The following is a 12,494-nucleotide window of genomic DNA, read 5'->3' as shown; positions in this document are numbered from 1 at the left end:
ACATGGCGTTGATGCTGAAGTTTGCGGCGCGGAGCGATGTTGGCAAGGTCCGCTCCAAGAATGACGACTCCGCCTATGTGGGACGCTACCTGGCCGTCGTGGCCGACGGCATGGGCGGACACGTCGGCGGGGACGTCGCCAGCGCCTCCACCGTGCTGGACCTCGTCCACCTGGACGTCCCCGAGACGCCCGACGCCGAAACGGTGCTGCCCGACGAGATCCAGGCCGCGAACCTGGTCCTTAACGACCTGGTCAGCGCCAATCCCAAGCTTTCGGGCATGGGAACCACCGTCACCGCCATGCTGCTCACCGGCAACGTGCTGCAATTCGCCCATATCGGCGACTCGCGTGCCTACCGCCTGAAAAACGGTGTGTTTGAGCAGGTCAGCCACGACCACACCTTCGTCCAGCGACTCGTCGACGAGGGCCGCTTGCGGCCCGAGGAAGCCGAGATGCATCCGCACAAGAACGTCCTGCTGCGCGTGCTCGGCGATTCGGATGCGAGCCCGGAACTCGACGTGAACCAGTACCCCGTCGAGGCGGGGGAGCGCTGGATGCTCTGCTCCGACGGGCTGAACGCCGTCGTTCCCGATTCCATCACCGAACGCATCATGCGCGGCACCGCCTCCCTGGAGGAAACCGTCGAGGACCTCGTCGAAACGACGCTGGCCCACGGCTCCCCGGACAACGTCACCATCGTCGTCTTCGAGGTCGTGGAGGACAACGGCGAGACCGTCCCGACCCCGAGCGAGGAATTGGTCGCCGTCGACGAACCGGCCCCGGACACCGGGCAGCTGACGATTGCCGCCGAGGGCGACCTCGAGGCCAGTGCGGCGCTGATCCGCCACGAGATGTCCAAGCGGCCCCACCTCCTGGTTGGCGCAGCCGAGCTGGCGACCCAGTCGGGCAAGATCCCGATCGTCACCCAGCGCTCGGGCGAGAAGCGCGCCGCGGCAATACTCACGCACAAGACCCCGGCCGCCCAGGCTGCGGGGGAACAGGACGACTACGAGTCCGTCTCGCGGCGCCCGCGGCGCTGGCTGGTCCCGACGTTCCTGGCCTTGATGACCCTGATCCTTGCCGCGGTGTGCGGTTGGGGCTACCTGTGGACGCAGACCCAGTACTTCGTGGGCAACCAAGACGGCCACGTGGCCATCTTCAAGGGTGTCTCGCAGGACCTCGGACCGTTGAAGCTCTCGCATGTTGACACCGTGACCGACATTCCCCTGGACGCACTTCCGCAATACACGCAGCAGCGCATTGATTCCGCTCTCCCGGCGCGGGACCTGGCGCACGCCCAGACCATGGTCGGGGAGCTGCTGGTGACAGCCAAGCAACGCTGCCCCGTGGTCGTTCCGGAAAATCCGGGTGCGGCCGGGACCTTGCCGGTCCTGCCCTCGTACTGTCAGGAGATCAAACCGTGAGCGAGTTGGAAACCGCGCCGGTCCCACGGCGCAACATGGAATTGCTCCTGCTGCTGCTGGCCCTGGCCGTCGCCATGGGTGCCTACTACCTCGTGGGCATCAACAGCGATGACGGATTGAGCCAGGAATTCATTTCCCAGGGCCTGATCCTGGTCGGGCTTGCCCTGGTCTTCCACATCGTCCTGCGCATCTGGGCGAAATATGCAGATCCGGTGATACTTCCGGTGACGGTTGCCCTCAACGGCATCGGCCTGGCCATGATCCACCGCATCGACCTGGCGAAGACCGACGACACCGCCTTCCGCCAGATCATGTGGACCGGCGTTGCCATGGTTGTGGCCATGATCGTCCTGTGGACCATCCGCGACCACCGCGTCCTGCGCCGCTTCACCTACATCGCCCTGGCGGCCTCGGTGCTGTTGCTCCTGCTCCCGCTGATCAAGGGACTGGGCGTGGAGATCAACGGTGCACGGATCTGGGTGCGTTTCTTTGGGCTTTCCTTCCAGCCCGGCGAGCTTGCCAAGATCACCCTGGCCATATTCTTTGCCGGCTATCTATCCTCCAACCGGGAACTGATCCTGTTGGCCGGCCGGAAGGTCGGCCCGCTGCAGCTGCCCCGCTCCCGGGACCTCGGCCCGATGATCGTGGCCTGGCTGGTCAGCATCGGCGTCCTGGTCGTCCAGCGCGACCTCGGTTCCTCCATCCTCTTCTTCGGGCTGTTCATGGTGATGATTTACGTCGCCACCGCTCGTGTGAGCTGGATCGTCATCGGGACCCTGATGCTGGTCGGCGGCGGAACCTTCGCCTACCTGACCATGAGCCACGTGACCCGACGGATCGACGGCTGGCTCAACGCCTTCGACCCCGACATCTACCATGCAATCGGCGGCAGCCGGCAAATCGTCGAGGGGCTCTTCGGGCTCGCCAACGGCGGGCTGATGGGCACCGGGCTGGGCAACGGTAGCCCCTACATGGTGCCCCTGGCCAACAGCGACATGATTGTCGCCTCGCTGGGCGAGGAACTTGGCCTCATTGGGATCTCCGCCATCGTGCTGCTGTATTTGATCCTGATCAGCCGCGGCATGCGTGCCGCCCTCGGCTCGCGCGACACCTTCGGCAAGCTGCTGGCCACCGGGTTCTCATTCACCCTCGGGTTGCAGTGCTTCGTCGTCATCGGCGGCGTGACCCGACTGATCCCGCTGACCGGCCTGACGACGCCGTTCATGGCCGCCGGCGGTTCCTCCCTGCTCTCGAACTGGATCATTGTCGCCTTGCTGCTGTTGATTTCCCATAATTCACGCCGCCCCATGGTTTCCGGGGTTTCGGCCACCGCGGAGGTCGCCACGAAGGCACCTCGCCGTTCGCCCGGCCTCCTTGCACCGCGAAAGGGGGCACAGCGATGAACCAAGCCATCCGCAACACCTGGATCGCCGTCATGCTGCTCTTTGTACTGAGCCTGGGTGCGCTGAGCTACGTGCAGTTCTTTGCCGCGAAGGACCTCAACGCAAATCCGTTGAACAACCGCCAGCTGTTCAAGGAATTCGATCTGCCCCGCGGTGCAATCCTGGTGGACGGCAAGCCCATTGCCGAATCGGTCGCCACCGACGGACAGTTCAAGTACCAGCGCGTCTACACCGACCCCGATTTGTATTCCCACCTGACCGGCTTCTACTCACTGGCCAACGGATCCACGCAGCTCGAATCGGTCATGAATGACGAATTGACCGGCCAGAGCCAGGACCAGTTCTTCGACAGGCTGGTCAACCTGTTCTCCGGCAAGGAGAACGAGGGTGCCTCGGTCGAGCTCACCATCGACGGCCAGCTGCAGAAATTCGTCTACGGCCTGATTCCGGACGGAACCCGCGGAACCATCATCGTCTCGGAGCCCAAGACCGGAAACATCCTGGCCATGGCCTCCAAGCCGAGCTACGACACCAATCTCCTGGCCGTGCACAGCTCCAAGCAGGCCGCGGCGAACATGAAGAAGCTCTCCGACACCAAGGACCTGAGCCCGTACCGGAACCCGGCCATCTACAACCTCATCGCCCCGGGCTCCACCTTCAAGATCTTCGACATGGTCGCGGCCCTGGAATCGGGCCAGTACACCGCCGACACGGTGCTCAAGAACCCTTCGAGCGTCATCCTGCCGGGAACCAAGACGCCGCTGAGAAACTTCTACGGCGGCAATTGCGCGGCCATCCCCGAGGCGAGCTTCGCGGAGATCGTGGCGCAAAGCTGCAACACCCCGTTCGTGCAGATGAGCGAAAAGCTGGGCAAGGCCCCCTACGAGGAGGTCACCGAACGCTTCGGCTTCGGCCAGCAGGTGAAGATCCCGCTGCGGGTGGAGCCGAGCGTCTTCCCGCCCGACCTCAGCCCCGCGGAACTCGGCCAGTCGGTCATCGGCGAATTCAATGTGCGGGCCACGGCCATGCAGATGAACATGGCGGCCATGGGCATCGCCAACGACGGGGTGATCATGGAACCGAACCTGATCAAGCAGGTCATCGCCCCGGACCTGCGGGTGCTCTCCGAAAGCAAGCCCAAGGAATTCAGCACCGCGACCAGCAAGGACATCGCAGACCAGGTCACCGACCTGATGCGCGGTCCGGTCAAGCGCGGCACGGCCGTCCGGGCGCAGGTTCCGGGACTGGACGTCGCCGCGAAGACCGGAACCTCGGTGGTTCCCTGTACGACCGATCCTTGCGGCCCACCTCTGGTGAACTCCTGGATCACCGGGTTCGCCCCGGCGGACGACCCGCAGGTGGCTGTGACAATAGTTTTTGAAAAGATTGATTTCAAGACTGGTTCCTCGTTGACCAGTCCCAACCTGAAGAAGATTCTAGAGGCGGTGTTCAACCAGTGAGGCCAATTTCCGGTATCACCCTGGGCGGTCGATACAAGCTGACCGACCGTATTGCCATAGGTGGCATGGGTGAGGTGTGGAGGGCCAGGGACCAGGTCCTTGGCCGCCTGGTGGCAATCAAGATCCTCAAGGAGGAATACACCGGGGATCCCGGGTTCCTCCAGCGCTTCCGCGTCGAGGCGCGCCACACCGCACTGCTGAACCACAACGGCATCGCCAGCGTCTTCGACTACGGGGAAGAAGAGGGTTCCGCCTACCTGGTCATGGAGCTGGTTCCCGGCCAGCCGCTGTCGACCATCATCGAACGCGAGCGCGTGCTCTCTCCCGACCGCACCCTGTCGATCATTTCGCAGACCGCCAAGGCGCTTGCCGCCGCCCACATCCAGGGACTGGTGCACCGCGACGTGAAGCCGGGCAACCTGCTGATGCTCCCCGACGGACGAGTGAAGATCACCGACTTCGGCATTGCCCGCATTGCCGACCAGGTCCCGCTGACGGCCACCGGCCAGGTCATGGGCACCGCCCAGTACCTCGCCCCGGAGCAGGCCACCGGCCAGCAGGCCACCGGCAGCTCCGACATCTATGCCCTGGGCGTGATCGGCTACGAATTGCTTGCCGGACGTCGCCCGTTCACCGGCGAATCGCAGATCGCCATCGCCCTGGCCCAGGTCAACGACACCCCGCCGCCGCTGCCGGAAAACATTCCGGTGCCGGTGCGCTCGCTGGTGATGTCGATGCTGGCCAAGGACCCGGCCGACCGGCCGGCCGACGCCGAGTCCCTCGCGGTGGCAGCAGACGCCATCCGCGCCGGAAACCCGGAGACTGCGACGCTCGCCGTGCCCGGCATGCTGCTCTTCTCGGGCTCCGATGCCGCCACCCAGGCCATCAGCCAGACGCCGATCACGCAAGGCAACGCGACTGTTGCCCTTCCCCCGGTCGACCCGACGGTTGCCGGGCCGGCACCGGCCACCAATGCCCTGCCGCAGGTTCCCGCGCCGCAGGCACAGGACGACGAGCAGAACTTCGATTCCTTCATGGGGGCATCCCAGCAGTGGGAGGAAGAACCCGTTGGCGTCCACGAGCAGGAGGTCGCCGACCGGCGCACCCCGGCCAAGAAGGGCCGCAGCCCCTGGACCACACCGCTGATCGCGCTGATCGCCCTGGTGATCCTCGCGATCCTCGGAGCCTGGCTGCTGCCCATGCTCACCGGAAACAAGACCCCGGAAAGCAGCCCAAGCATCACGACCACGGCCCCGACCACGGAATCCTCGTCACCCAGCACCGAGCCGAGCGAAACCGAAACCACGCCGACCCGATCGAGCGCCCCGACCAGCACCGCCCCGTCCACCGTGACGGTGTCCCAGAACGAATTCCTGGGCAAGGACTACAAGGATGCCACCGCGACCCTGAAAGGCCTAGGCTTCACGGTGGAGTCCGTGGGCAAGGAAAGCTCCGAGGCTGCGGACACTGTCATCAAGGTTTCCCCCGTCGGCGAGCTGCCCGTCGGATCCACCGTGACGCTGACCTATGCCGTCCCGGCAAAGGTCTCGGTGCCCGATTTGTATGGCAACGACGGCGAGCAGGCCGCCGCGGCGCTGACAGCGCTGGGCCTTGTGCCCAACGAAGGGGAGGCCCAGGAAAGCCCGCTGGCCAAGGGAACCGTGATCGGCCAAAGCGTGCCTGGCGGCACCAAGGTCGAGCCCGGCTCCACGGTCACCTACATCCTGTCCCTGGGTCCGTCGGAGCCCACCCCGTCCACGACCGCGCCTTCGAGCCCGGCCGCTGAGACCTCGGCACCTGCCGCGGACGGTCCCGGCAAGGGCAAGGGCCAATCCACGGGCCCGAGCCCGTCGACGGATTAGGCGATGACGGTGGTTTCACAGTGACCGAGGAACGGATTCTCAACGGCCGCTACGTCGTGAAGGAGCTCATTGGGCGCGGCGGCATGGCCGACGTGCACCTGGGCATCGACCAGGTCCTGGGGCGCAAGGTCGCCATCAAGCTCCTGCGTGCCGAAATGGCGCGCGACCCCATGGTGCAGGCGCGCTTCCGGCGCGAGGCCAAGGCCGTGGCCGGGCTGAACCACCCCAACATCGTGTCAGTCTTCGACACCGGCGAAGAGGAACAGGTGGTTTCCGGTTCGACCGTTGAGCTGCCCTTCATCGTGATGGAGTACGTCCGCGGGCGCACCCTGCGGGACCTCATCAAGTCCGGGGAAATGACCCGCGAGCAGGCCATCAAGTATGTCCTGGGGGTGCTGGAGGCGTTGGAGCATTCCCATTCCATGGGGATCGTGCACCGCGACATCAAGCCGGCCAACATCATGGTCACCGAACGCGGCAACCTCAAGGTCATGGACTTCGGCATTGCCCGCGCCCTGGCCGACTCCGCCAGCACCATGACCCAGACGCAGACGGTCGTGGGCACCGCCCAGTACCTTTCCCCGGAGCAGGCCCGCGGCGAGGCCGTGGACGCCCGCACCGACCTGTACTCCACCGGCTGCCTGCTCTACGAACTGTTCAGCGGACGGCCTCCCTTCACCGGGGATTCGCCGGTCTCGGTCGCCTACCAGCACGTGGGCGAGCATGCTCCGGCCCCCAGCACCCTGGTGCCCGAGCTGGACCCGATCTTCGACGACGTGGTGCTCAAGGCCCTGGCCAAGGACCGCGAGGACCGCTACGACGATGCCGCCGCGTTTGCCAAGGCCCTTGCCAACGCCCGCGCCGGGATTGCCCTGGCCCCGGAGGAACTCACCGCGCCGATGCCCCAGTCCCAGGCCCAGGCCGAGGAGCAGGCGACGGTTGCCGCGCTGGCCGCCCCTGGATTCCCCTCGCCGGGGTCCCCGGCCACCGGCGCCCAGGCACCGCTGACCCACACCGGCTATCTGGAACCGGTGCCCGGGGACGAGCGCTGGGACGCCGGTCCGATGTGGGAACAGAACCTGCGGCGCGAACGCGACGAGCAACGGTCGAAATCCAGGCGCACCTGGACCATTGCGATTTCGCTGGTCCTGGCCCTCGCCCTGGTGGTTTCCGGCCTCTTTTTCTACAATTGGATGCGTGCGGAGGCGGAACGCAACGCCCCCGTCACCATTCCCAACCTGGTCGAGATGACGCAGGCCAAGGCCGAGGCGTCACTGACCGAGCTGCAGCTGGTGTCCAAGGTCGAGACGGTCTTCGACGACGACGTCAAGAGCGGGCTCGTCGTGGAAACCGATCCCGCCGCCACCAGGGATGTCCGCAAGGGTTCCACGGTGCGCCTGATGGTTTCCAAGGGGCCCGAGTCGCGGGTCCTGCCCGCGGGGCTCGCCGGCCAATCCGAGGCCGGGGCCCGCCAGGCCTTGCAGGACCTGGGCTTTGAGATCGGTTCGGTCTCCCGGGTCAACGATCCCTCGATCCCCACCGACTGGCTGGTGAACACCGAGCCGAAGCTGGGCAAGACCGTCAAGGTCGGCACCACGATCGATCTGGTCCTTTCCACCGGGCTGGTGGAGGTTCCGCGGCTCATCGACATGACGGTTCCCGAGGCCACCGAGGCGCTGGAGGATCCGAAGGTCGGTCTGCGCATCGAAGTCCTCGAGGAGGAGAACGCGGTGGTGAAACCCGGGACGATCATCGCGCAGAAGTCCTCCACGGGTGATGTCAGCACTTCCCCGCAGGGCGGCACCATCACGGTCACGGTTGCCGTGAAGCCGGCCGAGCCCGAACCGACGGACACTTCCTCCGAGGCGCCCTCGACCTCGGGGCAGCCGCCGGAAACCACGCCCACGCCAAGCGGCCAGGCCACACCGAGCCCCACACCGACCCCGTAGCGGGGGCGAAGCCCGGTTCCAGCAAGAAGGGTCCCTGACCGTGAATGATCTTCACGGGCAGGGACCCTTCTTCTTCTGGCTGCGGGTCTTGTCTCAGGCCCCGGCATCCCGGATCAGCGGGCTGAGCGTTGACGCATGCGCGGCCGCCCCGGCCAGGCCCAGGGATTCGAGCCAGTTGCCCAGCATCTGGTAGCCGCCCTCGGTGAGCACCGACTCGGGGTGGAACTGCACGCCCCACAGGGGCGCGTCGCGGTGGGCCAGTCCCATGATGACCCCGTTTTCGGTCTCGGCGGTGATTTCCAGGATCTCCGGGATGCTCGATCGCACGGCAGCCAGCGAGTGGTACCGGGTGGCCGTGAACGGGCTGGGGATGTGCGCGAAGACCGGGTGCCCGTGGTGGAAGACCGGGGAGGTCTTGCCATGCATCAGTTCCTCGGCGTGCGTGACAACCCCGCCGTAGGCCTCGGCGAGGGCCTGGTGGCCCAGGCAGACCCCGAGCATCGGCTTGCGCTGCTGCCCGCACCACTTGATCACCTCGATGCAGACACCGGCCTCGGCCGGGGTGCCGGGCCCGGGGGAGACCAGGACCCCGTCGCGTGCCTGCGCCAGTTCAGTGACCTCGGCCAGGGACAGGTCGTCGTTGCGGATCACGGTGGTCTCGGCGCCCAGCTCCTGCAGGTACCCCACCAGGGTGTAGACAAAGCTGTCGTAGTTGTCGATCACCAGGATCTTGGGGGCGTTCACAGCAGCATCAGGCCAATCGTTGATTCGGTCCAGGGGCTGTACTGGCTCAGCCACGGGAAGACATAGTTCATCAGCAATAGTACGACGCCGGCGACCAGCGCCAGTGCCAAAATGATGCGGAACCACAGGGGACCGGGCAGGGTCCTGAAAATCCATGCGTACATGTGTCCGTGTCCTACTTTTCCATCGTCTTTTTCACCAGGTCGGCGATTTCCGCCGGGGGACCGGCATCGGCCGGACGCCAGGATTCCAGCTCCGCGTAAGCGATGATGCGCATGCGGGTGGTGAATGGCGGGTGGCAACTGGTCATCGTCAGCATCGAGGTCGTGGGCTTGGCACCCGGGTCGTGCGGCACCGGCAGCAGCACCTCGCCCTGCGAGGGGTGCACGATCTCGGTGTCGCGCCATTCATAGGTGTAGAAGCCCTTGCGGGTCTGCAGGTAGATCTTGTCCCCGGCCTGGAACTTGTCGATGTTCCAGAACACCTGGCCGTGCGTCTGGCGGTGCGCGGCCACGGCAAAGTTCCCGAGCTCGCCGGGCTCCTGGGTGTCGGGGTAGTGGCCGATGCCGACGTTGTTGAGCACGTCCATGCCCACGCCGTTGGTCACCGGGTGCGCGAAGTTGCTGCCGAAGCGCGGGATGTAGAAGACGCCGAAGGTTTCCCCGTCGGGGATCTCGGTGATGGGGGCCGGGCCAAAATCCTTTTCCGGAGCGCTGGTTCCGTCCCCCGGGCCAACCTGGAGGCCTTGGACGAATTCCGAGGTGACTTGCGTCTGCGCACGGTCCGCGTCGATGTTGGTCCACCACAATTCCCAGCCGACAAAGAGCAGCAGGATGATGCCAAGGGTGATGAGGGTTTCACCGAACCCGCCCAGCAGGCGTTGGCCCACCGTTGGCCTGGTCCGCGCCCGCACTGCGGATCGAGTCATGCGAAGTTCCCTCACTGCCACGTGGGACGCCGCGATACCCGGCGGCGTCCAGTTTGAGCGGATAGTATTGGATCAAAGCGTGACGTTGGGAAGCAGTTCCCTGACGACACACACTTACCTAGCCTACCGTTTCGACACGTGCCCGTTGGATCGTGCCGGCGGCAGAAGACCCAAGGAGCAGCAGTGCCTGAATCCAAGACCCGTCGGAAGAACCGCAAGCCACAGGGCGGCAGCGACACGGCGGCCTACGACAAGCCGATGCCCAAGTGGTACAAGCCGGTCATGTTCGGCCTGATGATCCTGGGTCTCATCTGGATCATGGTCTACTACCTTGCCCAGACCGCGTTTCCGATCCCCGGCATCGGCGGTTGGAACATCGTGATCGGCTTCGGCATTGCCATGGTTGGTTTCTTCATGACCACGGGGTGGCGCTAGCACCCGGCCTTCGGGCCCGCAACGCAACCCACCACCCGACCACCGGCCGGTCCTAGAAGACACCGATGGCCTGTCCGCCCCGGGCCCTGCCGCAGGCGGCCGCGTTCCCTGTCCCGGGTTCCCTCCCCAGGGAACGCCGGCGGCTCCCGCGGGAATTTCCTTCCAAGGCCCGGCAACTTAGCCCCGCCGCGTGCGCCGTTCACGCCAACTTCCAGAAAGGCACGCCAAACACCCATGGTTCGCCACGATCTTGCCGGTACCCCCTCGGCCACTGCCACTTCCAAGCTTTCCCCGAAGCGCCTGTACGGCTTTCTGGCCGCCGCAGAAATGGTCACCTGGGCGTTGCTGATCATCGCCATGGTCATCAAGTACGGCGTGGGACCGGAAATCTACGTCCGCATCTTCGGCATGTTCCACGGCGTGGTGTTCATTGCCTACGGCCTGGTGACCATCTTCGTCTGGGCCAACGAGCGCTGGAGTGCCGGTCGCGGCATTCTTGGGCTGGCCTCCGCGGTCGTTCCCTTCGCCACCCTCCCCTTTGAGCGGGCGATGTTGCGACGCGGGTTGCTCAGCGACACGTGGCGCCTGGCCCCGGGCGGGGACACCCCGCGGGGCCCCATCGAGAAGATCCAGGCCCTTGCCCTGCGCCGCCCCTGGCTGGCGGCGGTGGCAGGCATCGTTCTGGTGGCCGCCATCACCGCGGTGTTGCTGTTCATCGGCCCTCCCGGCGGAGGGAACTAGCACCACTTCGATGGTGCACCGGGTACTGCTCAAGCGGTTTCCGGCGCCAGGTGCTTGGCACGTACATAGACTTCCTTGCGCACCGTCGCCACGATCCGGCCCGATTCGTCGAAGATGTCGACGGCGAACCATTTCGTGGCCTTCCCGTCCCTGGCCACCGCTTCCTTGAGCTGTTCCAACTGGGCCTGGCCCAGTTCAAAACGACATGCCAGGGTCCCGCTTCCGGGCTTTCGGAAATCGATCTCGCCGCTCTTGTCCCACACGATGTGTCCGGGACCGATGTTGTGCAGGATCATCATCATCCAAAACGGATCGGTCATGGCGAACAGTGATCCGCCGAAGTGGGTTCCGACGTAGTTCATGTTCCAGGGGCGTTGGCGCAAGACGACCGTCGCACTGCGCCAGTCGGCGGAGATGTGCTTGACCTTGATGCCGGCGCCCCAGAACGGCGGCCAGAGGGACATCCCGTGCCGCACCACCCGGGGGTTTCCCGCGATCCTTGGCACGGCCGTTCGCAGGGCGTTGAGGATCGAGGCCGCGGTCCTGGGCCTGGCGGTGTTCCGGCTGCTCATGGGCCCAGCCTAGCCGCGGAGGTTACCTGGCAGTAGCTTCTTTTGCCCCGGCCTTATGGCTCCCGGTCCAGCCCTGCGTCCCGGGCCGCTTCCAGGACCAGCGCCGTGAGCAGGTCCAGGGCCTTGGAGGGGACCTTCCACCGTTGCCAGTAGAGCCGCACCTCGCTGGTCCATGACGCGTGGAGGCTGACCAGCGAACCGTCGTCGGGTTCCTGGATCTCGGGAATCATGCCCCACCCCAGCGAGGCCGCCACCGAGGCAACATAGACGCGTGAGTCCGGGACAAAGTGCTCCACCGGCGCGACCGCGCGGGTGGAGCCAACGATCTTTCGGCGCAGCCCCCGTTGCAGGCCATCGGTGCGGTCGAAACTCACCATGGGCGCGGCCGCAAGTTCGGCTCGGTGGTCGTTCCCCGGCAGCCAGCGGTCCCGGAATCCGGGGGTGGCCATCGCCCGGTAGCGCATGGCTCCCAGGTGCACCGAGGAGCATCCCTGGACCGGGGTGCTTTTGGTGGTCACCACGCCCATGACCTGGCCCGAACGAAGCAGCTCCGTGGAATGTGCCTCGTCGTGCCGCAGGATCTCGCAGGTCATCAGTTCCTGGTCCGCCAAGCCCCGGAGCACCGGGACGAACCAGCTGGCCAGGGAATCGGCGTTCACGGCAATGCTGAGCTCGGTTCGGCGGGGAACATGGCCGTCGGCGGATTCAAGCCCGAGCGCCCGGTGCGCCTCGGTGGAAAGCATGTGGATCTCGCGCGCCAACCGGAGCAGGACGTCCCCGCTTCCGGTGGTGCGGATGGGTCGCGAGCGAATGAACAGCACGCTTCCGGCCTGCCTTTCCAGGGCCTTGAGCCGTTGGCTCACCGCGGAGGCCGTGATGTTCAGTTCCCCTGCCGCACGTTCCAGCGTTCCTGCTTCGATGACGGCCTTGAAGGTCTGCAGTTGTTCCGCGGGGAAGTCCATAGTTAGCGATCCTA

Annotated in this window: 12 protein-coding genes; 7 read left to right on the top strand and 5 right to left on the bottom strand. The window is 65.7% G+C overall.

What is annotated here, in order from left to right; translation table 11 throughout:
* The first annotated feature begins 2 nt into the window (after positions 1 to 2).
* Genes FPY90_RS14500 through pknB form a run of 5 tightly spaced genes read left to right on the top strand, consistent with a single transcriptional unit; the run spans position 3 to position 8,098 of the window.
* Positions 3 to 1,424 (top strand): PP2C family protein-serine/threonine phosphatase, encoded by a 1,422-nt coding sequence (locus tag FPY90_RS14500; RefSeq protein ID WP_498681756.1) that lies wholly within the window; start codon positions 3 to 5, stop codon positions 1,422 to 1,424.
* Positions 1,421 to 2,827 (top strand): FtsW/RodA/SpoVE family cell cycle protein, encoded by a 1,407-nt coding sequence (locus FPY90_RS14495; protein ID WP_071216229.1) that lies wholly within the window; start codon positions 1,421 to 1,423, stop codon positions 2,825 to 2,827. The genes FPY90_RS14500 and FPY90_RS14495 overlap by 4 nt, the downstream gene beginning before the upstream one ends.
* On the top strand, positions 2,824 to 4,287 hold the full coding sequence (locus FPY90_RS14490; protein ID WP_071216228.1) for a penicillin-binding transpeptidase domain-containing protein: 1,464 nt from the start codon (positions 2,824 to 2,826) through the stop codon (positions 4,285 to 4,287). The genes FPY90_RS14495 and FPY90_RS14490 overlap by 4 nt, the downstream gene beginning before the upstream one ends.
* On the top strand, positions 4,284 to 6,149 hold the full coding sequence (locus FPY90_RS14485; RefSeq protein WP_498681755.1) for a protein kinase domain-containing protein: 1,866 nt from the start codon (positions 4,284 to 4,286) through the stop codon (positions 6,147 to 6,149). Before FPY90_RS14490 ends, FPY90_RS14485 begins: the two co-directional genes overlap by 4 nt.
* A gap of 20 nt (positions 6,150 to 6,169) precedes the next feature.
* Entirely contained in the window at positions 6,170 to 8,098 is a 1,929-nt protein-coding gene (gene pknB / locus FPY90_RS14480; protein WP_498681754.1) for a Stk1 family PASTA domain-containing Ser/Thr kinase, read from the top strand.
* Between the two features lie 93 nt (positions 8,099 to 8,191).
* Here the strand turns inward: pknB and FPY90_RS14475 are convergent, their stop codons facing one another.
* The 3 genes from FPY90_RS14475 to FPY90_RS14465 are packed head-to-tail and all read right to left on the bottom strand — an operon-like array spanning position 8,192 to position 9,770.
* Complete coding sequence (locus FPY90_RS14475; RefSeq protein ID WP_498681752.1) at positions 8,192 to 8,842, bottom strand: anthranilate synthase component II; 651 nt, start codon at positions 8,840 to 8,842, stop codon at positions 8,192 to 8,194.
* The gene (locus FPY90_RS14470; protein ID WP_175475537.1) at positions 8,839 to 9,006 is read right to left on the bottom strand and encodes a hypothetical protein; all 168 of its coding nucleotides are present in this window, start codon (positions 9,004 to 9,006) and stop codon (positions 8,839 to 8,841) included. The genes FPY90_RS14475 and FPY90_RS14470 overlap by 4 nt, the downstream gene beginning before the upstream one ends.
* Before the next feature lie 11 nt (positions 9,007 to 9,017).
* Complete coding sequence (locus tag FPY90_RS14465) at positions 9,018 to 9,770, bottom strand: class E sortase (RefSeq protein WP_083411459.1); 753 nt, start codon at positions 9,768 to 9,770, stop codon at positions 9,018 to 9,020.
* A gap of 183 nt (positions 9,771 to 9,953) precedes the next feature.
* Here FPY90_RS14465 and FPY90_RS14460 point away from each other — a divergent pair, with 183 nt between their 5' ends.
* Together FPY90_RS14460 and FPY90_RS14455 are read left to right on the top strand one after the other, a co-directional pair.
* Complete coding sequence (locus tag FPY90_RS14460; RefSeq protein ID WP_071216224.1) at positions 9,954 to 10,205, top strand: cell division protein CrgA; 252 nt, start codon at positions 9,954 to 9,956, stop codon at positions 10,203 to 10,205.
* Between the two features lie 234 nt (positions 10,206 to 10,439).
* Positions 10,440 to 10,946 (top strand): DUF3817 domain-containing protein, encoded by a 507-nt coding sequence (locus FPY90_RS14455; protein ID WP_071216223.1) that lies wholly within the window; start codon positions 10,440 to 10,442, stop codon positions 10,944 to 10,946.
* 29 nt (positions 10,947 to 10,975) lie between these two features.
* Here FPY90_RS14455 and FPY90_RS14450 read toward each other — a convergent pair whose 3' ends face one another.
* On the bottom strand, positions 10,976 to 11,518 hold the full coding sequence (locus FPY90_RS14450; RefSeq protein WP_498681749.1) for a DUF4442 domain-containing protein: 543 nt from the start codon (positions 11,516 to 11,518) through the stop codon (positions 10,976 to 10,978).
* 53 nt (positions 11,519 to 11,571) lie between these two features.
* A complete protein-coding gene (locus FPY90_RS14445; RefSeq protein WP_498681748.1) occupies positions 11,572 to 12,480 on the bottom strand; it encodes an ArgP/LysG family DNA-binding transcriptional regulator in 909 nt (302 codons plus the stop codon).
* Positions 12,481 to 12,494: the final 14 nt, after the last annotated feature.

Origin of the sequence: Arthrobacter sp. C2 (assembly GCA_024207135.1) — a bacterium.
Taxonomy (GTDB): domain Bacteria; phylum Actinomycetota; class Actinomycetes; order Actinomycetales; family Micrococcaceae; genus Paeniglutamicibacter.
This window is presented reverse-complemented; position numbering and strand designations above follow the sequence as displayed.

What these genes read in the sequence shown, in the direction of transcription:
- FPY90_RS14500 (WP_498681756.1), top strand. Translation starts at nt 3, where the DNA reads ATGGCGTTGATGCTGAAGTTTGCGGCGCGGAGCGATGTTGGCAAGGTC.
- FPY90_RS14490 (WP_071216228.1), top strand. Translation starts at nt 2,824, where the DNA reads ATGAACCAAGCCATCCGCAACACCTGGATCGCCGTCATGCTGCTCTTT.
- FPY90_RS14470 (WP_175475537.1), bottom strand. Translation starts at nt 9,006, where the DNA reads ATGTACGCATGGATTTTCAGGACCCTGCCCGGTCCCCTGTGGTTCCGC.
- FPY90_RS14465 (WP_083411459.1), bottom strand. Translation starts at nt 9,770, where the DNA reads ATGACTCGATCCGCAGTGCGGGCGCGGACCAGGCCAACGGTGGGCCAA.
- FPY90_RS14455 (WP_071216223.1), top strand. Translation starts at nt 10,440, where the DNA reads ATGGTTCGCCACGATCTTGCCGGTACCCCCTCGGCCACTGCCACTTCC.
- FPY90_RS14450 (WP_498681749.1), bottom strand. Translation starts at nt 11,518, where the DNA reads ATGAGCAGCCGGAACACCGCCAGGCCCAGGACCGCGGCCTCGATCCTC.
- FPY90_RS14445 (WP_498681748.1), bottom strand. Translation starts at nt 12,480, where the DNA reads ATGGACTTCCCCGCGGAACAACTGCAGACCTTCAAGGCCGTCATCGAA.